General features: G+C 59.4%; 20 protein-coding genes. 15 read left to right on the forward strand and 5 right to left on the reverse strand.

Translation table 11 applies throughout. From position 1 onward, the window contains the following. Nucleotides 1–199 precede the first annotated feature (199 nt). Both J5M73_RS26420 and J5M73_RS26425 read left to right on the forward strand, forming a co-directional pair. Nucleotides 200–2,638, forward strand: a complete 2,439-nt coding sequence (locus J5M73_RS26420; RefSeq protein ID WP_102865439.1) for an AAA family ATPase — start codon at nt 200–202, stop codon at nt 2,636–2,638. A 213-nt stretch (nt 2,639–2,851) separates the two neighbouring features. Further along, a complete protein-coding gene (locus tag J5M73_RS26425; RefSeq protein WP_102865440.1) occupies nt 2,852–3,193 on the forward strand; it encodes a hypothetical protein in 342 nt (113 codons plus the stop codon). Nucleotides 3,194–3,196: 3 nt separating this feature from the next. Here the strand turns inward: J5M73_RS26425 and J5M73_RS26430 are convergent, their stop codons facing one another. Further along, nucleotides 3,197–5,026 carry a hypothetical protein gene (locus J5M73_RS26430; RefSeq protein WP_102865441.1) on the reverse strand — a complete coding sequence of 610 codons (1,830 nt, stop codon included), beginning with the start codon at nt 5,024–5,026 and terminating at the stop codon, nt 3,197–3,199. 161 nt (nt 5,027–5,187) lie between these two features. Between J5M73_RS26430 and J5M73_RS26435 the strand changes: the two genes are divergently transcribed. The 3 genes from J5M73_RS26435 to J5M73_RS26445 all read left to right on the forward strand — a co-directional run bounded on the left by J5M73_RS26435 (nt 5,188) and on the right by J5M73_RS26445 (nt 6,859). Further along, entirely contained in the window at nt 5,188–5,676 is a 489-nt protein-coding gene (locus J5M73_RS26435; RefSeq protein ID WP_102865442.1) for a TIGR00645 family protein, read from the forward strand. Between the two features lie 133 nt (nt 5,677–5,809). After that, complete coding sequence (locus J5M73_RS26440) at nt 5,810–6,115, forward strand: DUF6482 family protein (protein WP_115580972.1); 306 nt, start codon at nt 5,810–5,812, stop codon at nt 6,113–6,115. Nucleotides 6,116–6,241: 126 nt separating this feature from the next. Further along, nucleotides 6,242–6,859 carry an FKBP-type peptidyl-prolyl cis-trans isomerase gene (locus tag J5M73_RS26445; RefSeq protein WP_044465159.1) on the forward strand — a complete coding sequence of 206 codons (618 nt, stop codon included), beginning with the start codon at nt 6,242–6,244 and terminating at the stop codon, nt 6,857–6,859. Nucleotides 6,860–6,948: 89 nt separating this feature from the next. Here J5M73_RS26445 and J5M73_RS26450 read toward each other — a convergent pair whose 3' ends face one another. The 3 genes from J5M73_RS26450 to J5M73_RS26460 all read right to left on the reverse strand — a co-directional run bounded on the left by J5M73_RS26450 (nt 6,949) and on the right by J5M73_RS26460 (nt 8,847). Then, nucleotides 6,949–7,218: a hypothetical protein gene (locus J5M73_RS26450; protein ID WP_102865444.1), complete on the reverse strand. Its 270-nt coding sequence runs from the start codon at nt 7,216–7,218 to the stop codon at nt 6,949–6,951. A 204-nt stretch (nt 7,219–7,422) separates the two neighbouring features. Then, a complete protein-coding gene (locus J5M73_RS26455; protein ID WP_016967028.1) occupies nt 7,423–7,764 on the reverse strand; it encodes a zinc ribbon domain-containing protein YjdM in 342 nt (113 codons plus the stop codon). Between the two features lie 114 nt (nt 7,765–7,878). Then, nucleotides 7,879–8,847: a polyprenyl synthetase family protein gene (locus tag J5M73_RS26460; RefSeq protein ID WP_016967027.1), complete on the reverse strand. Its 969-nt coding sequence runs from the start codon at nt 8,845–8,847 to the stop codon at nt 7,879–7,881. 263 nt (nt 8,848–9,110) lie between these two features. Here J5M73_RS26460 and rplU point away from each other — a divergent pair, with 263 nt between their 5' ends. From rplU to J5M73_RS26485, 5 genes are all read left to right on the forward strand, one after another. Further along, nucleotides 9,111–9,422, forward strand: a complete 312-nt coding sequence (rplU, locus tag J5M73_RS26465) for a 50S ribosomal protein L21 (protein ID WP_007924746.1) — start codon at nt 9,111–9,113, stop codon at nt 9,420–9,422. 35 nt (nt 9,423–9,457) lie between these two features. Beyond that, nucleotides 9,458–9,715 (forward strand): 50S ribosomal protein L27, encoded by a 258-nt coding sequence (gene rpmA, locus J5M73_RS26470; RefSeq protein WP_003228360.1) that lies wholly within the window; start codon nt 9,458–9,460, stop codon nt 9,713–9,715. A 194-nt stretch (nt 9,716–9,909) separates the two neighbouring features. Next, nucleotides 9,910–11,133 (forward strand): Obg family GTPase CgtA, encoded by a 1,224-nt coding sequence (cgtA, locus tag J5M73_RS26475; protein ID WP_102865445.1) that lies wholly within the window; start codon nt 9,910–9,912, stop codon nt 11,131–11,133. A gap of 183 nt (nt 11,134–11,316) precedes the next feature. Beyond that, a complete protein-coding gene (gene proB, locus J5M73_RS26480) occupies nt 11,317–12,435 on the forward strand; it encodes a glutamate 5-kinase (RefSeq protein ID WP_047289314.1) in 1,119 nt (372 codons plus the stop codon). Nucleotides 12,436–12,454: 19 nt separating this feature from the next. After that, nucleotides 12,455–12,916, forward strand: a complete 462-nt coding sequence (locus J5M73_RS26485) for a CreA family protein (RefSeq protein ID WP_102865446.1) — start codon at nt 12,455–12,457, stop codon at nt 12,914–12,916. Nucleotides 12,917–13,027: 111 nt separating this feature from the next. Here the strand turns inward: J5M73_RS26485 and rpsT are convergent, their stop codons facing one another. After that, the gene (gene rpsT / locus J5M73_RS26490) at nt 13,028–13,306 is read right to left on the reverse strand and encodes a 30S ribosomal protein S20 (protein ID WP_207816485.1); all 279 of its coding nucleotides are present in this window, start codon (nt 13,304–13,306) and stop codon (nt 13,028–13,030) included. 251 nt (nt 13,307–13,557) lie between these two features. Between rpsT and murJ the strand changes: the two genes are divergently transcribed. The 5 genes from murJ to fkpB all read left to right on the forward strand — a co-directional run bounded on the left by murJ (nt 13,558) and on the right by fkpB (nt 19,965). Then, nucleotides 13,558–15,096, forward strand: coding sequence for a murein biosynthesis integral membrane protein MurJ (gene murJ, locus J5M73_RS26495; RefSeq protein ID WP_115580970.1), 1,539 nt, complete (start codon nt 13,558–13,560; stop codon nt 15,094–15,096). 129 nt (nt 15,097–15,225) lie between these two features. Next, nucleotides 15,226–16,170, forward strand: coding sequence for a bifunctional riboflavin kinase/FAD synthetase (gene ribF / locus J5M73_RS26500; RefSeq protein ID WP_162884093.1), 945 nt, complete (start codon nt 15,226–15,228; stop codon nt 16,168–16,170). A 13-nt stretch (nt 16,171–16,183) separates the two neighbouring features. After that, nucleotides 16,184–19,015: an isoleucine--tRNA ligase gene (gene ileS / locus J5M73_RS26505; protein ID WP_102865449.1), complete on the forward strand. Its 2,832-nt coding sequence runs from the start codon at nt 16,184–16,186 to the stop codon at nt 19,013–19,015. Next, nucleotides 19,008–19,520, forward strand: a complete 513-nt coding sequence (gene lspA, locus J5M73_RS26510; protein ID WP_102865450.1) for a signal peptidase II — start codon at nt 19,008–19,010, stop codon at nt 19,518–19,520. Before ileS ends, lspA begins: the two co-directional genes overlap by 8 nt. Beyond that, entirely contained in the window at nt 19,513–19,965 is a 453-nt protein-coding gene (fkpB, locus tag J5M73_RS26515; protein ID WP_115580968.1) for an FKBP-type peptidyl-prolyl cis-trans isomerase, read from the forward strand. Before lspA ends, fkpB begins: the two co-directional genes overlap by 8 nt. Nucleotides 19,966–20,024 lie beyond the last annotated feature (59 nt).

Genomic DNA, 20,024 nt, shown 5'->3' on the forward strand with positions numbered 1-20,024 from the left:
CAGCCGCGCAGTTTGGAGTTTAGGCAGGTTCCATGGGTTCCGTAGATTTTTACAAAACAATGCCTGAAATAGCTGGTTTTACATGGGGCGGGTAGCTGTATCCGCCTTGTCTATGCTTTCCCCTGAGGCGCGCCTTGCCAGCCGGGCATACCCGGCGCCAGAATGCCGCCATCTGCCCCGCCTGATGTAAGGAAGCCCGATGCCTGATCCTGTTGCTGCCAGCCTGCGTCTTGCGCCTGAAGCGCTGACCCGTCCTTTCTCTGCTGAACAGTTCAGCTTCTCGACCACCAATGATTTGGAGCCCTTTCGCGGTGTGCTTGGCCAGGAACGTGCGGTCGAAGCCTTGCAGTTCGGCGTGGCCATGCCACGCCCCGGTTACAACGTGTTTGTCATGGGGGAACCCGGCACGGGGCGCTTTTCTTTCGTAAAGCGTTACCTGAAGGCTGAAGGCAAGCGCCTGCAGACCCCGTCAGACTGGGTCTATGTCAACAATTTCGACGAGCCCCGGGAGCCTCGGGCGCTGGAACTGCCGGCCGGTGCCGCGGGCAGTTTCATCAGCGACATCAACGGTTTGATCGATAACCTGCTGGCGACGTTCCCGGCAGTCTTCGAGCATCCGTCCTATCAGCAGAAGAAGAGCGCCATCGACCGCGCTTTCAACCAGCGTTACGACCGCGCCCTGGACGTGATCGAGCGTCTGGCCCTGGAAAAGGACGTGGCGCTGTACCGCGACAGCAGCAATATCGCCTTTACCCCGATGCTCGATGGCAAGGCCCTGGACGAAGCCGAGTTCGCCCAACTGCCGGAGGCTGATCGCGAGCGTTTCCACGAGGATATTTCCGCTCTGGAAGAGCGCCTTAATGAAGAGCTGGCGAGCTTGCCGCAGTGGAAGCGCGAGTCGAGCAACCAGTTGCGTCAGCTCAATGAAGAAACCATCACCCTGGCCCTGCAGCCGTTGTTGGCGCCACTGTCCGAGAAGTACGCGGAAAACGCTGCGGTCTGCGGCTACTTGCAAGCCATGCAGGTCTATCTGTTGAAGACCGTGGTTGAGCAACTGGTGGACGACAGCAAGACCGATGCGGTGGCACGCAAGCTGTTGGAAGAACAGTACTGCCCAAGCCTGGTGGTGGGCCACCCGGCCAGTGGCGGCGCGCCGGTGGTGTTCGAGCCGCATCCGACCTACGACAACCTGTTCGGCCGGATCGAGTACAGCACCGACCAGGGCGCGCTCTACACCACGTACCGGCAGTTGCGTCCCGGTGCACTGCATCGAGCCAATGGTGGTTTCCTGATTCTGGAAGCCGAGAAGATGCTCAGCGAACCCTTTGTCTGGGACGCCCTGAAGCGTGCCCTGCAATCGCGCAAGCTGAAGATGGAATCGCCTCTGGGCGAGATGGGGCGTCTGGCGACCGTGACCCTGACGCCGCAGATGATTCCGCTGCAGGTCAAGGTCATCATCATTGGTGCTCGCCAGCTGTATTACACGCTGCAGGACCTGGATCCGGACTTCCAGGAAATGTTCCGGGTACTGGTGGACTTCGACGAAGACATCCCGATGGTGGATGAAAGCCTGGAGCAGTTTGCCCAGTTGCTGAAAACCCGCACCTCGGAGGAGGGCATGGCCCCGCTGACCGCTGATGCGGTGGCGCGCCTGGCCACCTACAGCGCGCGTCTGGCGGAGCACCAGGGGCGTCTGTCGGCGCGGATCGGCGACCTGTTCCAATTGGTCAGCGAGGCCGACTTTATCCGCCACCTAGCTTCGGACGAAATGACTGATGCTGGACATATCGAAAGGGCGCTGAAGGCCAAGGCGACGCGTACCGGTCGGGTATCGGCACGGATTCTCGATGACATGCTCGCCGGCATCATTCTCATCGACACCGATGGTGCCGCCGTGGGCAAGTGCAACGGCCTGACGGTACTGGAGGTGGGGGATTCGGCGTTCGGCGTGCCAGCGCGGATTTCCGCCACGGTCTACCCCGGTGGCAGTGGCATCGTCGACATCGAGCGCGAGGTCAATCTTGGCCAGCCCATCCACTCCAAGGGGGTGATGATCCTGACCGGTTACCTGGGCAGTCGCTATGCCCAGGAGTTCCCCCTGGCGATTTCCGCGAGCATTGCCCTGGAGCAGTCCTACGGCTACGTGGATGGCGACAGTGCTTCGCTGGGGGAGGCCTGCACGTTGATTTCGGCGTTGTCGAAAACACCACTCAAACAGTGTTTCGCCATCACCGGCTCGATCAACCAGTTCGGCGAGGTGCAGGCTGTGGGCGGAGTCAACGAGAAGATCGAAGGCTTCTTCCGCCTGTGCGAAGCCCGCGGCTTGACGGGAGAGCAGGGCGCGATCATTCCTCAGGCCAACGTGGCCACTTTGATGCTCGACGAGAAGGTACTGCAGGCCGTACGTGCTGGACAGTTCCATGTGTATGCGGTGCGTCAGGCTGATGAGGCCCTGAGCCTGCTGGTGGGCGAGCCGGCTGGTGAACCGGATGCCGAAGGTCAGTTCCCCGAAGGCAGCGTCAACGCGCGGGTGGTGGAGCGCCTGCGGGTCATTGCCGAGATGATCAGCGAAGAAGACCTGAAAGAAGCGGAAAAGGAACTGGCGCAAGAGGCGCTGACAGAGGCCAAGCCGGCGTGACAGTGGCCGCTGGCGAGGGCTTTGTCCCTCGCCAGCGGCGTCAGAGGGCTGACGCCAATTTCTCAAAATAGACCATTCGGCGCCTGTTGGATCGGTCAACTTTGTTTATCAGGCTTTTCTTCTATTCTCAGGGCAAGGAGAACGACAGTCGTCGCTGGATCGAAACAGTCCTCTATTGAAGGCTGAACAGTGGTTCTACCGAGGGTCGCCGCCATGTCGCGCAACCTTTGCCTCACCCGCCAATGCCTTGGCTTGGTCACTCGTATCGAATGCAGCGTCCGCCCACTGGCGGGGGACAACGGTATGTGGACCCTTCTCTTCGCCGCCGGAATGGCGGGTGAACAACCCTCAGCGATCAAGTCCCAAGGCCCGTTCTGTGGACCTGTGGTGGCGGAGTCCATCCTTGATTCGATTGTTGAAAGCCTGACCACCCATGGCTATCAGCTGGCCGATGATCCACAGATCTGGTGCCTGCATCTGCAGGCCCAGTTACGTCAGATCAATGGTGAGCGGGGACGCCATGCCGGTGATTTCCAGTTCCATCCTGAACACTGATCCTTAGGGGGGCGGGGGCGTCGACTCGGCTTTGTCGAGCTTGACCTCAAAGCCGTACTGCACAGTGTCGAGTGTGCTGCGGGTGTAGCTTTCCAACTGGCTGGGCTCGCCGTAGAAGTAGTGCACATCGAATAACGCCGTACCGTCGGCCGAGGCATTGTGGCTGCTTGCAAGAATCTCCTTCAGGTATTGGCCGCTGGCGTCCTTGGCAAAGAAGCGCCAGGCATCAGCAGGAAAGAGTTTCTGGTCGACGATCAAGGCGTTGCCCCTGAGTTCTAGGCCTTTGGGCAGCTGTTGAGCGTTGATGCTGCTCTTCTCGATGGTGGCCAGGAACAGAGGAATGGAGCCTACGGCGTAGGCGGGGGTTTCCGGGAAAAGGTTGAGGTCGTAGGTGATGACGCCCCGCAATGGGTCGATGTCGAAGGCCTCGTCCGGCAGTTCGATCGGTTCACCCCGTTGGCCCTTCTCGTTCTGGGTGAAGAAAGTCAGCGGGGTATCGTTGGTGCTGAACTCTGAGCCCAGCAACTCATCATTGAAGGTCCGCGGGTGGTTGAACTCGATGCGCGCTGCGCTGGCATCTTCCACCGACTGGCTGATGGTCACGGATTTTTTCAGTGACTCTTCGTCCAGCTGTGCGCCCTTGAGGTAGTGGGGGGCTTGATCGTCATAGACCACCACCGGCATTGGCAGCGGTTGGATGTTCCTGTCGGTGGTATTGCGGTCGAAACGATGTACCGGCAGGTCCAGGTCCTTGCGCGTGACGCTGGCCTGGGAGAAATCCAGTACCGCGACTTCCAGCCGATCCACCAGGCCATTGAAATACACCTTGGCGTAATGATCGGTGTGTTGCTGGTCGAAGGCCTTTTGCTCGTCCTCCAGTTGTTTCTCGAATGCCTCGCTCCACGCCTTCTGCTTTTGCATCTCGGCCAACTGCTGTTGGTAGAAGGCAATCTGTTGGGCGCTTTCGTTGATCGAGCCTGCGCGGGACAGAATCTGCCCCTTGCTGTCACGGGCCTGGGCCAGCAAGGGATTGAGGGCGACATCATTGGCTTCTGCGGGCAGGGGGGCGCTATTACTCAGCTCGATCTCGGCAACGTTCCTGTCCAGCGTCAACAGGGTCAGGCGGATATTGCCGTCCTGACGCGGTTTGCCGATGTCGGCCTTGGTCAGTTCAAAAGCGAGCACCCGACCTGGGGCTATCACCTCCAGTTTGCCTTGCAGGGAAACTGGCTGCGGCTGATTCTTGTTGTCCACCTCCAGGCCCTCGATAAAGGGGTAGGTGATGGTCAAGTCATCCGGATTGGTCAGGTTGGAGCTGGAGGGGCTGAGCTGGATGCCCGGATCGGTCTCCGACCATTCGGCTTGGAAGGGAATGACTTTTTTGTTGCTGAGGGTGACCGACTGCCATTCCAGCCCGTGGGGAAACGGGAACTGTGTGGGCATGTTGAAGCTGAAGGGGAAGACGGGCTGCAGATCGGTCAGGTAGTCGGAATTGGAGGATTTGCGCAGTACGAACAGACCGTTGACGTAGGTGTCCACCAAGGCTTGGGCAGTGGGATAGTGCTTGAGCAGGGCCAGGCTGTCGTCGCCGTATTCGGTTTCCAGCGGCTTGCTGTCAAGTTTGAGCTGTGCTCGTTCCAGCAGCAGGAGGGAGCCACCAAGATTGGCAATGGCGTCCTTGAGCTTCGGATCCTGGATGGCGTCCAGCGACTGTTCAAACTGTACGGTTTTCTCTTCGAGGCTCGCCTGTCTCTTTTCGTCGCTGGGAGAACAGCCGCTGATCAGCAGCGCCAGACCAAGGCCGACACTGGCCAAAGGCAATCGCACATCCATTTCCAATCTTCCTGTCCAATGTCGGTGAGCGTGAGCAATGGCTTCGACACTAGCAGAAAATACGCCCGGAAAAACCCGTGGATCAGGTGATTGTCTGTGGTTTATGGGGGGTTCCGGCGCTGATATACTCGCCGCCGTTTTTACACCGGGTGCGAGATTCAATGGAACGTTTTATCGAGAATGCAATGTATGCCTCACGCTGGCTGCTGGCGCCGATCTACTTCGGTTTGTCTCTGGGCTTGCTGGCACTGGCATTGAAGTTCTTCCAGGAAGTCTTCCACGTCATTCCCAATGTGTTTTCCATGGCCGAGTCCGACCTGATCCTGGTGCTGTTGTCGTTGATCGACATGGCGCTGGTAGGTGGTCTGCTGGTGATGGTGATGATCTCCGGTTATGAGAACTTCGTGTCGCAACTGGACATCGACGAAGACAAGGAGAAGCTCAACTGGTTGGGCAAGATGGATTCTTCGTCATTGAAGATGAAAGTGGCCGCGTCCATCGTGGCGATTTCGTCGATCCACCTGCTGCGAGTGTTCATGGATGCCAAGAACATCCCTACCGAGTACCTGTTGTGGTACGTGGTGATTCACATGACGTTCGTGATTTCGGCGTTTGCCATGGGTTACCTGGACAAGCTGACCAAGCACTGACAGGTTTCGCTGCGTGAATGAATGCCGCCCGGCCGTTGCGAAACGGACGGGCGGCGTTGTTTGTGGCTTGTGCTTTTACTGGCTGGGGCATATGCCTGTAGCTGTCAGGGCTGTAAAAGCACGAGGTGCTCTCATGAATCTGCAAGAAATGAATGCCTACGCCATTGCCGGAAAAGTCGACGAATTGAATCTGATCTCCCTGGAGGGCGGAATCTATCTGCTTGAGGCGCGCATGCACGGGGCGGCTTATCCACTGAGCGATGCCCAGGGTCAGATGTTTCATCTGCGCTCCGTGGAGCATGCTCGTGAGGTCCTGCAGTCCTTTCCCAAGTTGCCGTTCAATCTGATTCACACGTCAGTGCATGACGAGATGTGCGGCTTGTCCGTGGGTGTCGAGGAAAGCTTGAAAGTGCCCATCACTTTGCACTCGGGTAGCTGAGGCCTGCACGGCGATGATCCGTGCCGGGCTTCTGTGCTAGTCTGCTCGCCCTTTTGATTCCGGGCGCTCCGGGAGGCGCTGTGTTCCTGCGGCCTTTCCGAGCCGTCCGCACAGCGGAGCAGTGTCATGTCCGAAGTAAATCTGTCCACCGACGAAACCCGCGTCAGCTACGGCATTGGCCGTCAGTTGGGCGACCAACTGCGCGACAACCCTCCACCGGGCGTCAGCCTGGACGCGATCCTGGCGGGTCTGACCGACGCTTTCGCCGGTAAGCCAAGCCGTGTGGGTCAGGAAGAAATGTCCGCGAGCTTCAAGGTCATCCGCGAAATCATGCAAGCTGAAGCCGCTGCCAAAGCCGAAGCTGCTGCGGGTGCCGGTCTGGCTTTCCTGGCGGAAAACGCCAAGCGTGAAGGCATCACCACTCTGGCTTCCGGTCTGCAGTTCGAAGTGCTGACCCAGGGCGACGGCGCCAAGCCATCCCGTGAAGACAGCGTGCGTACTCACTACCACGGCACCCTGATCGACGGCACTGTGTTCGACAGCTCCTACGAGCGTGGCCAACCTGCTGAGTTCCCGGTAGGCGGCGTGATCGCCGGCTGGACCGAAGCGCTGCAACTGATGAACGCCGGTAGCAAATGGCGTCTGTACGTGCCGAGCGAACTGGCTTACGGCGCACAAGGCGTGGGCAGCATCCCGCCGCACAGCGTTCTGGTGTTCGACGTCGAGCTGCTGGACGTTCTGTAACCCGGTAGGGGCCAGATGGCTGGCGATGACGGCCGCGCACGCGCGGTCAGTTCATCCTCGGCCAACTTGCCCCTTTCGCGGTTTTGGTTTCATAGACGAATTTTTGCGCCCAGGCTGTGGCCATCGGCGCCGGTTGGCCGCAAGGCTCTGGCGTAGCAGAACAAAAACAGGTTGCGCACCAATTCCTTGAGAACCAGCGGTTCGCTGGAGCTCAAGCCGATCAGGTCCAGATCTCCCTGGTCCTGCAGCTCGCTCAGGGCTTCCTCTTCCAACACAGCACAGACTTCCCCGGTTTCCCGATGCAGGATGCGCAGGTAGGGGTGTGGGCGGTCCAGCCAGGCATCAATCAAATAAGTCATGGGTGTCATCTCCTTGAATGGGTTTCAATGAGAATAATTCTTATTCAATGAATAGCAAGTACCTATTGGCGGTTTCTGCTTTTTTCTGTGTGGAAATTGTTTTCGATCAAATCGGCTGGCTTTTCGCTAGCAGGTGTGTGGATCAAGCATGGCGGGGGTATAGGCGGGATACCCTCTCGCGGCAGGCGCGAGAGGGTGCAGGCGTCAGACCTTGCGGACGAACTCGGATTTGAGCTTCATCGGGCCGATGCCGTCGATCTTGCAGTCGATGTCGTGGTCGCCATCGCACAGGCGGATGTTCTTGACCTTGGTGCCGACCTTGACCACCAGGGAGGTGCCCTTGACCTTGAGGTCCTTGATCACGGTGATGGTATCGCCGTCTTGCAGCACGTTGCCCACCGAATCTTTCTTCACGGCTTCATCGGATGCGGCTTCGGCTTCGCCGCTGGCGGACCACTCGTGGGCGCACTCGGGGCAGATCAGCTGGGTGCCGTCCTCGTAGGTGTATTCGGAATTGCATTTTGGGCAGGGTGGCAAAGTGCTCACTTAAGCTCCTCAAAGTCAGGATGGCTAAAAAGCGCACATTGTATAGGGTTTTTTCGGGGAGGGGGCGCTGGGGAGTTGCGCCGGCTCCTGCCAATCGGCAGGAGCCGGTGCGCTTTAGTGGGTGCGAGCGACGGCGAATTCGCTCAACTCCACCAGAGCGTCGCGGTATTCGCTGGGTGGCAGAGCTTCCAGGCAGGTGATGGCGCGAGCCACGTAGTCGCGGGCCAATTGCGCGGTGTAGTCCAGGGAGCCCGAAGCCTCAACGGCGGCGCGGATGCTTTCCAGGTCTTCGATACCACCTTTCTGGATGGCCTGGCGAACCAGGGCTGCCTGCTCTGGGGTGCCTTCGCGCATGGTGTAGATCAGTGGCAGGGTGGGTTTGCCTTCCGCGAGGTCGTCACCCACGTTCTTGCCCAGGGTTTCGGCGTCGCCACGGTAGTCCAGCAGGTCGTCCACCAGTTGGAAGGCCACGCCCAGGTGATCGCCGAAGGTGCGCAGGGCTTCGGCCTGTTCCGGTGTGGCGCCGGCCAGGGCGGCTGCGCTGTGGGTCGAGGCTTCGAAGAGCATCGCGGTCTTGCCGCGGATGACTTCCATATAGGTTTCTTCGGTGGTACTGGCGTCGCGCACCTTGGACAGTTGCAGGACTTCGCCTTCGGCGATGATCCGCGTGGCCTGGGACAGGATGCGCATGACCGGCATCGAGCCCAGTTCAACCATCATTTCGAACGAACGGGAGTACAGGAAGTCTCCCACCAGGACGCTGGGCGCATTGCCCCACATAGCGTTGGCGGTCGAGCGGCCACGGCGCATGCCGGACATGTCGACCACGTCGTCATGCAGCAGGGTGGCGGTGTGCAGGAACTCGATGGTGGCGGCCAGCAGGCGCAAATCGTCGCCTTCGCGCCCCAGTGCCTTACCACACAGCAGCACTAATAAAGGACGCAGGCGCTTGCCTCCGGCCGAAGTGATGTAGTCGCCAATTTTTGAAACCAGCGGCACTCGGGAAGTCAGCTGTTTCTTGATGATGCCGTCGACGGCGCTAAAATCGTCCGCCACCGCGCGGTAGAAAGCTTGGGGTTGCATCAGCGACAGGTGCTCCAGAAGGGTTGCGCGGCATGCTAGGACCCGCGTCCGCAGGTGTCAAGGCGCGCTCCCGGCGGTGCTTGCCGCCGCCTGAACGGCACTTGCATCGCTATTGTGCCTTGCGTACAATCGCGCACCCTGAACTTCCTGGGCAGCACCTGCCTTACGCAATTGCACTTGGGCCGTTCCAGCCCCATGCAGCCATGCCAGCCAATACCTCTTCTTATAAAGAGCTGGGTGAGCAGGATTATCGGAGAAATACCATGTACGCAGTAATCGTTACCGGCGGTAAGCAATACAAGGTCGCTGAAGGTGAATACCTGAAGATCGAAAAACTGGAAATCGCCACTGGCGAGTCCGTGACTTTTGACCGCGTTCTGTTGGTTGCCAATGGCGACGACGTGAACATCGGCGCACCTGTTGTTGCTGGCGCAACCGTCAAGGCTGAAGTGATCTCCCAAGGTCGTCACGATAAAGTCCGCATCATCAAGTTCCGTCGCCGTAAGCACCACATGAAGCGTATGGGCCACCGCCAGTGGTTCACCGAGATCAAAATCACCGGTATTCAGGCTTAATTTCAGCCTAATTCCTCACTAGGAGAATTGAACTCATGGCACACAAAAAAGCTGGTGGTAGTACCCGTAACGGTCGCGACTCAGAAGCCAAACGCCTTGGCGTGAAGATGTATGGCGGCCAGGTCATCAAGGCCGGCAACATCATCGTGCGTCAGCGCGGCACCCAATTCCACGCTGGCTACGGCGTTGGCATGGGTAAAGATCACACCCTGTTCGCGAAAATCGAAGGCGTGATCAAGTTTGAAGTAAAAGGCGCCTTCGGTCGTCGTTACGTGAGCGTCGTCGCAGCTTAATTGCGCGATCGCTGGAAAAGCCCTGTCTCGCGACGGGGCTTTTTCGTTTGTGGGATGAGTCTCTTGCAAAACTGTTTGTACGAGCTGCCAGCGTTGGATGTTTCGGTCGTTGATTGAGGTCGCTGCGCTCATTTTTGCAAGAGTCTTATGTCTTGGTTTCTTCAGCTCGCCCGTGCGGTGAGAGGCGTTTGATCATGAAGTTTGTTGATGAAGTTTCGATTCGAGTAAAAGCTGGCGACGGCGGCAATGGCTGCATGAGTTTCCGTCGGGAAAAATTCATCGAGAACGGTGGTCCCAACGGCGGTGATGGTGGTGATGGTGGCTCGATCTACATGGTCGCAGACGAAAACCTCAACACCCTGGTGGACTACCGTTATACCCGGCACTTCGATGCTGAGCGCGGCTCCAATGGTGGCAGCACCGACTGCACCGGCAAGAAAGGCGAGGATCTGGAGCTGCGGGTTCCGGTCGGTACCACCATCATTGATGCCGGTACTCAGGAAGTCATCGGCGACCTGACCAAGGCTGGTCAGCGCCTGATGGTGGTGCAGGGTGGCTGGCACGGCCTGGGCAACACCCGGTTCAAGTCCAGCACCAACCGTGCGCCGCGACAGACCACTCCGGGCAAGCCGGGTGAGCAGCGTGATCTCAAGCTGGAATTGAAGGTGTTGGCGGACGTCGGCCTCCTGGGTTTGCCGAATGCCGGTAAAAGTACCTTCATTCGCTCGGTTTCCGCCGCCAAGCCGAAAGTGGCTGATTACCCATTCACCACGCTGGTGCCCAACCTGGGCGTGGTCAGTGTCGACCGCTGGAAGAGCTTCGTAATCGCCGATATTCCAGGTCTGATCGAAGGGGCTTCCGATGGTGCTGGCCTGGGGATTCGCTTCCTCAAGCACTTGGCGCGTACGCGCATCCTGCTGCATCTGGTGGACATGGCTCCGCTGGATGAAACCAATCCGGCGGATGCTGCGCAAGTGATTGTCAACGAGTTGGTCAAGTTCAGTCCGTCCCTGGCTGAGCGTGAGCGCTGGCTGGTGCTGAACAAGAGCGATCAGATTCTTGAGGAGGAGCGTGAGGAGCGCGTCAAGGAGATCGTTGATCGCCTGGAGTGGACTGGTCCGGTGTACGTGATCTCGGCCATCTCCAAGGATGGTACCGAGCGTCTGAGTCGCGACATCATGCGTTATCTGGAAGATCGTGCCGATCGCCTGGCAGCCGACCCGGCCTATGCCGATGAGCTGGCCGAGCTGGATCAGCGCATCGAAGATGAGGCGCGTGCCCAGTTGCAGGCGCTGGACGATCAGCGTGCCCTGCGCCGTAGCGGCGTCAAGAGTGTCCATGACATCGGCGACGATGACTGGGATGAAGAGGATGTGGATGACGAGGACGGCCCGGAAATCATCTACGTCCGCGACTGATCCTGTGGTGCGGGCTTGTCCGCGAACACGGTTTATCTGGGCTGGCGCGGTGTTATCATCGCTGCCAGCCAGCTCTCAAGGCGCCGCTCATTCGAGCGGCGTTTTGGTATCTGCAAGGCTTAAATACGAATAACCCCATGAGTGGCGCTCGGTCGCGCTGCTCGCTGGCAAAGGTTGAATAAGATGCGGAGCAAGGTGACGGGTGCGCAGCGCTGGGTCGTGAAGATCGGCAGTGCACTGCTGACGGCGGACGGCAAGGGGCTGGATCGCGCGGCAATGGGCGTGTGGGTCGAGCAGATGGTGGCCTTGCATGAGGCGGGTGTCGAATTGGTACTGGTCTCTTCGGGTGCTGTGGCGGCCGGAATGAGTCGCCTTGGCTGGACCGCACGACCGAGTGCGATGCATGAGCTGCAGGCGGCTGCGGCCATTGGCCAGATGGGCTTGGTGCAGGCCTGGGAGTCGAGCTTTGCCGAGCATGGCCGGCATACGGCGCAGATTCTCCTGACCCATGACGATCTGTCGGACCGTAAGCGTTACCTCAATGCTCGCAGTACTTTGCGGGCACTGGTGGAGCTCAAGGTGATTCCGGTGATCAATGAAAACGACACCGTGGTGACCGATGAAATCCGCTTCGGCGATAACGACACCCTGGCGGCGCTGGTGGCCAATCTGGTGGAGGCGGACCTGCTGGTTATCCTCACTGATCGCGATGGCATGTTCGATGCTGATCCGCGCAACAATCCCGATGCGCAGTTGATTTACGAGGCGCGGGCCGATGATCCGGCGCTGGATGCCGTGGCTGGCGGTACTGGTGGGGCGTTGGGGCGTGGTGGTATGCAGACCAAGTTGCGAGCGGCGCGCCTGGCGGCGCGCTCCGGGGCGCATACCATCATTGTTGGTGGGCGTCTGGAGCGGGTGCTGGATCGCCTGAAGGCGGGTGAGCGCATCGGTACCTTGTTGTCGCCGGAGCGTGGCATGTTGGCGGCGCGCAAGCAGTGGCTTGCCGGGCATCTGCAAACCCGCGGTACCCTGGTGCTGGATGAGGGGGCTGTGTCGGCCCTGTCTCAGGGCAACAAGAGTCTGTTGCCAGTGGGGGTCAAGCAGGTCCAGGGTGGTTTCCGTCGCGGTGAAATGGTGGTGTGCGTGGCGCCTGATGGGCGTGAAATTGCCCGCGGCCTGGCCAACTACAGTGCCCTTGAGGCGCAGAAAATCATCGGTCAGCCCTCTGATGCGATTGTCGGTGTCCTGGGTTACATGGCTGAGCCGGAATTGGTTCACCGCGATAACCTGATTCTGGTGTAAGTGACCTAAGGAAAAGCGAATGCGCATAGCAAAAGGATTGTTGGGTCTGCTCTTGGCGATGCCGTTCATGGTGTCGGCCGAGGAAATTGGCCAGGTGTCCACGGTGTTCAAATTTGTCGGGCCTAACGACCGGATCGTGGTCGAGGCCTTTGATGATCCCAAGGTGGATGGCGTGACTTGTTATCTGTCGCGAGCCAAGACGGGTGGTCTCAAGGGTGGCTTGGGTTTGGCTGAGGATCGTGCTGAGGCATCCATTGCTTGTCGCCAGGTGGGGCCGATCGCTTTCAAGGGCGAGCTCAAGGATGGTGACGAGGTCTTCAAGGAGCGCACCTCGCTAGTGTTCAAGACCATGCAGGTGGTGCGCTTCCTCGACAAGAAGCGCAACACCCTGGTGTATCTGGTCTATAGCGATCGTGTGATCGAGGGCAGTCCGCAGAATGCGGTAACGGCGATTCCTATTCTGCCTTGGCCTCATCAATGACCTGTTGAGAATTGCCGGGCCGGCCCCTGATGGGGCTGGCTTGTTGCGGGCGGGTAAATTGCAGGCAATAAAAAACCGACCCTTGGGTCGGTTTTTTAACAAGCGTGTCGCTTAGGCTGCAGAAGCAAGGTTCAGAGCCTTGATGTGGCCATTCAGACGACCTTTATGACGAGCAGCTTTGTTCTTGTGGATGATGCCTTTATCGGCCATGCGGTCGATAACTGGCACGGCCAGAACATAAGCGGCTTGCGCTTTAGCAGCGTCTTTGGCGTCGATGGCCTTAACTACGTTCTTGATGTAGGTACGAACCATGGAACGCAGGCTGGCGTTGTGGCTGCGACGCTTCTCAGCCTGTTTTGCACGTTTTTTGGCGGAAGGTGTGTTGGCCACCGTCGAGCTCCTCGAAAGACTTTTTGGGAAATAGCAAACAAAATAGGCCGCGAATCATGCCGATGAGTTGAAGTCTTGTCAAGGGCAGCTGATGCGTTCCGCTGAGTGGTCGATCTGAAGAGGCGGGATATTTATTTCCGGCGCTTGACCTGTAAACTCGCGAGCTTTGGCTCTGTGCTGTTGCGGCGCGGAGTATCGCATAAGTGGGCGTCTTTTCGCCTGCTGTTTATCTACAGGCAAACAACCTTTTCATGAACCTGCTCAAGTCATTGGCCGCGGTCAGCTCTATCACGATGCTTTCCCGGGTACTGGGGTTTGTCCGCGATACCATCATCGCGCGCACGTTCGGCGCCGGGATGGCTACGGATGCCTTCTTCATTGCCTTCAAGTTGCCCAATCTGTTGCGGCGAATCTTTGCCGAGGGAGCCTTCTCTCAAGCCTTCGTGCCGATTCTGGCGGAGTACAAGAGTCAGCAGGGGGACGAGGCGACTCGGACCTTCATTGCCTATGTATCGGGCTTGTTGACCCTGGTTCTGGCCCTGGTCACTGCCCTGGGCATCATCGCTGCACCCTGGGTGATCTGGGCTACGGCACCGGGTTTTGTCGACTCCCCGGAAAAATTCGCCCTGACTTCCGATCTGCTCCGGGTGACCTTTCCTTATATATTGCTGATCTCGCTGTCCTCCCTGGCCGGGGCGATTCTCAATACCTGGAACCGCTTCTCGGTGCCGGCGTTCGTGCCGACTCTGCTCAACGTCAGCATGATCATCTTCGCGGTGTTCCTTACGCCCTACTTCGATCCTCCAGTGATGGCCCTGGGCTGGGCAGTGCTGGCAGGGGGCTTGGCGCAATTGCTCTATCAGCTGCCGCATTTGAAGAAGATCGGCATGTTAGTGCTGCCTCGCCTGAATGTGCGTGATACCGGTGTCTGGCGGGTGATGAAGCAGATGCTGCCGGCGATCCTCGGGGTGTCGGTCAGTCAGATCTCGCTGATCATCAACACCATCTTTGCTTCCTTCCTGGTCGCGGGCTCTGTGTCCTGGATGTATTACGCCGACCGTCTCATGGAGCTGCCTTCCGGTGTGCTGGGCGTGGCCCTGGGCACTATTTTGCTACCGACCCTGGCCAAGACCTACGCCAACAAGGATCGCCATGAGTACTCGCGGATTCTCGATTGGGGGCTGCGTCTGTGCTTCATCCTGGTGCTGCCATGTTCCCTGGCGCTGGGAATACTTGCCGAGCCGTTGACGGTGTCGCTGTTCCAGTACGGTGAGTTCAGCGCTTTCGACGCCTCTATGACTCAGCGTGCGTTGGTGGCTTACGCCGTGGGCTTGCTGGGGATCATCGTGATCAAGGTGCTGGCGCCGGGTTTCTACGCACAGCAGAACATTCGCACACCGGTGAAGATCGCCATCTTCACGCTGATCGTCACCCAGCTGCTCAACCTGGCCTTTATCGGTCCCTTGAAGCACGCTGGCCTGGCTTTGGCCATCAGCGCTGGGGCCTGTATCAACGCTGGGCTGTTGTTCTACCAATTGCGCAAGCAGCAGATGTTTCAGCCGCAGCCGGGCTGGGGGCTGTTTGCCTTGAAGCTGATCGTGGCTGTGACGGTGATGTCGGCGGTATTGCTGGGGCTGCTTCACTTTATGCCGGCCTGGGACCAGGGGCACATGCTCCAGCGTTTCCTGCGCTTGGGCGTGTTGGTGGTGGCTGGGGTGGTGGCGTATTTCGGCATGTTGGCCCTGCTGGGCTTCCGTTTGCGCGACTTCAATCGCAAGGCCTTGAACTGACGGCTGTTTAGTCGTTGGTGCGAGGCAACTACCGGTTTTGTCGGTTCGATCAATTTGGGTGACGGTGCTGCCTGTCGTCGGCCGTCGGGTGTGGTTATAATCGACCACTTTATGAGCAAGAAGCGCGTTATGCAGCTGGTTCGAGGCCTCCACAATCTGCGCCCCCAGCATCGGGGCTGCGTCGCCACTATTGGCAACTTTGACGGTGTTCACCGTGGTCACCAGGCCATCCTGGGCCGGCTGCGTGAGCGTGCGCTCGAGTTGGGCGTGCCCAGCTGTGTGGTGATTTTCGAGCCCCAGCCGCGGGAATTCTTTGCCCCCGAGACGGCGCCGGCGCGCCTGGCCCGCCTGCGTGACAAGCTGCAACTGCTGGCCCAGGCCGGTGTCGATCGGGTGTTGTGCCTGGCGTTCAACCAGCGTCTGAGCAAACTCAGCGCCAATGAATTTGTCGAGCGGATCCTGGTGGACGGCCTGGGCGTGCAGCACCTGGAAGTCGGCGACGATTTCCGTTTTGGTTGCGACCGGGTCGGAGATTTCGAGTTCCTGCAGCAGGCTGGCGCCAACCACGGGTTTACCGTCGAGGCAGCGCAGACCGTAGAACTGGATGGTTTGCGTGTCAGCAGCACCCAGGTCCGCAATGCCTTGGCCGCAGCAGACTTTGAACTGGCCGAGCGTCTGCTTGGTCGGCCGTACCGGATTGCCGGGCGGGTCCTGCACGGGCAGAAACTGGCGCGCCAGTTGGGTACGCCCACTGCCAACGTGCAATTGAAGCGCCGGCGTGTGCCACTTTCCGGGGTTTACCTGGTGAGTGTCGACATCGCCGGCAAGACGTGGCCGGGGGTCGCCAATATCGGCGTCCGGCCCACAGTCGCAGGTGATGGCAAGGCCCACCTTGAAGTTCATCTTTTAGATTTTGCCGGCGATCTGTATGACCGGCGTTTGACGGTGGTTTTCCACCACAAGCTGCGTGAAGAGCAGCGTTTCGCCTCCCTGGAGGCGTTGAAGACGGCGATCAATGCGGATGTTGCCGCCGCCCGTGCCCAAGTGGCACGTATCCATAGCGCCAATCGCTAATGAAGAGCCTTAAATGACCGACTATAAAGCCACGTTAAACCTTCCGGACACCGCCTTCCCAATGAAGGCCGGCCTGCCTCAGCGCGAACCACAGATTCTGCAGCGTTGGGACAGCATTGGCCTGTACGGAAAGTTGCGCGAGATTGGCAAGGATCGTCCGAAGTTCGTTCTGCACGACGGTCCTCCTTATGCCAACGGCACTATTCACATCGGTCATGCGCTGAACAAAATTCTCAAGGACATGATCCTGCGCTCGAAAACCCTGTCGGGGTTCGACGCACCTTATGTTCCGGGCTGGGACTGCCACGGCCTGCCGATCGAGCACAAAGTCGAAGTGACCTACGGCAAGAACCTGGGCGCAGATAAAACCCGCGAACTGTGCCGCGCCTACGCTACCGAGCAGATCGAAGGGCAGAAGTCCGAATTCATCCGTCTGGGCGTTCTGGGCGAATGGGACAACCCGTACAAGACCATGAACTTCAAGAACGAGGCCGGAGAAATCCGCGCCTTGGCCGAAATCGTCAAAGGCGGCTTCGTGTTCAAGGGCCTCAAGCCTGTGAACTGGTGCTTCGACTGCGGTTCGGCCCTGGCCGAAGCGGAAGTCGAGTACGAAGACAAGAAGTCCTCGACCATCGACGTGGCCTTCCCGATCGCCGATGAAGACAAGTTGGCCACCGCCTTCGGCCTGGCCAAACTGGCCAAGCCCGCGGCTATCGTGATCTGGACCACCACCCCGTGGACCATCCCGGCCAACCAGGCGCTGAACGTCCATCCGGAGTTCAACTACGCCCTGGTGGATGCCGGCGAGCGCCTGCTGGTGCTGGCCGAAGAGCTGGTTGAGTCCTGCCTGGCTCGCTACAACCTGGAAGGTTCGGTGATCGCTACCGCCCCGGGTTCTGCCCTGGAACTGATCAACTTCCGTCATCCGTTCTACGATCGTCTGTCGCCGGTGTACCTGGCCGAGTACGTGGAACTGGGGGCTGGCACTGGCGTGGTTCACTCGGCCCCGGCCTATGGTGAAGACGACTTCGTGACCTGCAAGCGCTACGGCATGGTCAACGACGACATCCTCAACCCGGTACAGAGCAACGGCGTCTACGTGCCATCGCTGGAGTTCTTCGGCGGCCAGTTCATCTGGAAGGCCAATCCGCTCATCGTCGATAAGCTGAGTGAAGTGGGTGCGTTGCTGCACACCGAAATCATCAGCCACAGCTACATGCACTGCTGGCGCCACAAGAGCCCGTTGATCTACCGTGCCACCGCGCAATGGTTCATCGGCATGGACAAAGAGCCGGTCAGCGGTGACACCCTGCGTGCGCGCTCGCTCAAAGCGATCGAAGACACCAAGTTCGTCCCCGCCTGGGGCCAGGCGCGCCTGCATTCGATGATCGCCAACCGTCCGGACTGGTGCATCTCCCGCCAGCGCAACTGGGGCGTGCCGATCCCGTTCTTCCTGAACAAGGAAAGCGGCGAACTGCACCCACGCACCGTCGAGCTGATGGAAGAAGTGGCCCAGCGTGTTGAGCAGGAAGGCATCGAGGCCTGGTTCAAGCTGGACGCCGCCGAGCTGCTGGGCGACGAAGCGCCGCTGTACGACAAGATCAGCGACACCCTCGACGTGTGGTTCGACTCCGGCACCACTCACTGGCACGTACTGCGCGGTTCGCACCCAATGGGCCACGTGAACGGCCCACGTGCCGACCTGTACCTGGAAGGCTCGGACCAACACCGCGGCTGGTTCCACTCGTCGTTGCTGACCGGTTGCGCCATCGACAACCACGCGCCGTACCGCGAACTGCTGACCCACGGTTTCACCGTCGATGAGACGGGCCGCAAGATGTCCAAGTCGCTGAAGAACGTGATCGAGCCGAAAAAGATCAACGACACCTTGGGTGCCGACATCATGCGTCTGTGGGTGGCGTCGACCGATTACTCGGGCGAAATCGCCGTGTCGGACCAGATCCTGGCCCGCAGTGCCGACGCCTACCGCCGTATCCGCAATACCGCACGCTTCCTGCTGTCGAACCTGAGCGGTTTCAACCCGGCCACCGACATCCTGCCGGCCGAGGACATGCTCGCCCTGGATCGTTGGGCCGTGGACCGTACCCTGTTGCTGCAGCGCGAGTTGCAGGAACACTACGGCGAATACCGCTTCTGGAACGTGTACTCGAAGATCCACAACTTCTGCGTGCAGGAGTTGGGTGGTTTCTACCTCGACATCATCAAGGATCGCCAGTACACCACCGGCGCCAACAGCAAGGCACGTCGTTCGGCGCAGACCGCGCTGTACCACATCTCTGAAGCGCTGGTGCGCTGGATCGCGCCGATCCTGGCCTTCACCGCTGATGAACTGTGGGAATACCTGCCGGGCGAGCGTAACGAATCCGTGATGCTCAACACCTGGTACGAAGGCCTGAGCGAATTGCCAGCTGACTTCGAACTGGGCCGCGAGTACTGGGAGGGCGTGATGGCGGTCAAGGTTGCAGTGAACAAGGAGCTGGAAGTTCAGCGTGCGGCCAAGGCCGTCGGTGGCAACCTGCAAGCCGAAGTCACCCTGTTTGCCGAGGATGGCCTGACCGCCGACCTGGCCAAGCTGAGCAACGAACTGCGTTTCGTGCTGATCACCTCGACCGCCAGCCTGGCACCGTTTGCCCAGGCGCCAGCGGATGCCGTGGCTACCGAAGTACCGGGCCTCAAGCTCAAAGTCGTCAAGTCGGCCTTCCCTAAGTGCGCCCGCTGCTGGCACTGCCGTGAAGACGTCGGCGTGAACCCTGAGCACCCGGAAATCTGCGGTCGTTGTGTGGATAACATCAGCGGCGCGGGCGAGGTTCGTCACTATGCCTAACGCCGCAGGCCGTTTCGGCCGTCTGGGCTGGCTGTGGTTGAGCTTGCTGGTTCTGGTCATCGACCAGGCCAGCAAGCTGCACTTTGAAAGCTCGCTGACCATGTACCAGCAGATCGTGGTGATCCCCGAGTACTTCAGTTGGACCCTGGCTTATAACACCGGCGCAGCCTTCAGCTTCCTCGCGGACAGCTCTGGCTGGCAGCGCTGGCTGTTCGCCCTGATCGCGATTGTGGTCAGCGCCGTGCTGGTGGTCTGGCTCAAGCGCCTGGGGCGTAACGAAACCTGGCTGGCCATCGCTCTGGCCCTGGTACTGGGCGGTGCCTTGGGCAACCTGTATGACCGCATTGCCCTGGGCCATGTGATCGATTTCATCCTGGTGCACTGGCAGAACCGCTGGTACTTCCCGGCATTCAACTTCGCCGACAGTGCTATCACCGTTGGCGCGGTGATGCTGGCCCTGGATATGTTCAAGAGCAAGAAAACCGGAGAAGCCGTTCATGACTGAACAGGTATTGACTGAGCAACGCATCGGTCAGAACACGGAAGTCACTTTGCACTTCGCATTGCGCCTGGAGAACGGCGATACCGTAGACAGCACTTTCGACAAGGCCCCGGCGACCTTCAAAGTCGGTGACGGCAACCTGCTCCCTGGGTTCGAGGCCGCGCTGTTCGGCTTCAAGGCCGGTGACCAGCGTAGCCTGACGATTGAGCCGGAAAACGCCTTTGGCCAGCCGAACCCGCAGAACGTGCAGGTCATCCCGCGTTCGCAGTTCCAGGACATGGAGTTGTCGGAAGGTTTGCTGGTGATCTTCAATGACGCGGCCAATACTGAGCTGCCGGGTGTGGTCAAAGCCTTCGATGATGCTCAAGTCACCGTAGACTTCAACCACCCGCTGGCCGGCAAGACCTTGACCTTCGACGTGGAAATCATCGACGTCAAAGCGCTTTAACAGCATCGCCGGCATGCCGTGCCCTATTCTGTAGGGGTTGGTTTGCTGGCGATCCGCTG

It is taken from the genome of Pseudomonas sp. 50_B, from assembly GCF_017491625.1.
Classification (GTDB): Bacteria; Pseudomonadota; Gammaproteobacteria; order Pseudomonadales; family Pseudomonadaceae; genus Aquipseudomonas; species Aquipseudomonas danubii.

Bases quoted from the DNA above. Each gene is read 5' to 3' on its own strand.
- ileS (WP_102865449.1), top strand. From the start codon at position 16,184: ATGACCGACTATAAAGCCACGTTAAACCTTCCGGACACCGCCTTCCCA.
- J5M73_RS26445 (WP_044465159.1), top strand. From the start codon at position 6,242: ATGTCCGAAGTAAATCTGTCCACCGACGAAACCCGCGTCAGCTACGGC.
- rplU (WP_007924746.1), top strand. From the start codon at position 9,111: ATGTACGCAGTAATCGTTACCGGCGGTAAGCAATACAAGGTCGCTGAA.
- J5M73_RS26425 (WP_102865440.1), top strand. From the start codon at position 2,852: ATGTCGCGCAACCTTTGCCTCACCCGCCAATGCCTTGGCTTGGTCACT.
- J5M73_RS26460 (WP_016967027.1), bottom strand. From the start codon at position 8,847: ATGCAACCCCAAGCTTTCTACCGCGCGGTGGCGGACGATTTTAGCGCC.
- J5M73_RS26440 (WP_115580972.1), top strand. From the start codon at position 5,810: ATGAATCTGCAAGAAATGAATGCCTACGCCATTGCCGGAAAAGTCGAC.
- ribF (WP_162884093.1), top strand. From the start codon at position 15,226: ATGCAGCTGGTTCGAGGCCTCCACAATCTGCGCCCCCAGCATCGGGGC.
- cgtA (WP_102865445.1), top strand. From the start codon at position 9,910: ATGAAGTTTGTTGATGAAGTTTCGATTCGAGTAAAAGCTGGCGACGGC.
- proB (WP_047289314.1), top strand. From the start codon at position 11,317: ATGCGGAGCAAGGTGACGGGTGCGCAGCGCTGGGTCGTGAAGATCGGC.
- murJ (WP_115580970.1), top strand. From the start codon at position 13,558: ATGAACCTGCTCAAGTCATTGGCCGCGGTCAGCTCTATCACGATGCTT.
- lspA (WP_102865450.1), top strand. From the start codon at position 19,008: ATGCCTAACGCCGCAGGCCGTTTCGGCCGTCTGGGCTGGCTGTGGTTG.
- rpmA (WP_003228360.1), top strand. From the start codon at position 9,458: ATGGCACACAAAAAAGCTGGTGGTAGTACCCGTAACGGTCGCGACTCA.
- J5M73_RS26485 (WP_102865446.1), top strand. From the start codon at position 12,455: ATGCGCATAGCAAAAGGATTGTTGGGTCTGCTCTTGGCGATGCCGTTC.
- J5M73_RS26420 (WP_102865439.1), top strand. From the start codon at position 200: ATGCCTGATCCTGTTGCTGCCAGCCTGCGTCTTGCGCCTGAAGCGCTG.
- fkpB (WP_115580968.1), top strand. From the start codon at position 19,513: ATGACTGAACAGGTATTGACTGAGCAACGCATCGGTCAGAACACGGAA.
- J5M73_RS26450 (WP_102865444.1), bottom strand. From the start codon at position 7,218: ATGACTTATTTGATTGATGCCTGGCTGGACCGCCCACACCCCTACCTG.
- J5M73_RS26430 (WP_102865441.1), bottom strand. From the start codon at position 5,026: ATGGATGTGCGATTGCCTTTGGCCAGTGTCGGCCTTGGTCTGGCGCTG.
- J5M73_RS26435 (WP_102865442.1), top strand. From the start codon at position 5,188: ATGGAACGTTTTATCGAGAATGCAATGTATGCCTCACGCTGGCTGCTG.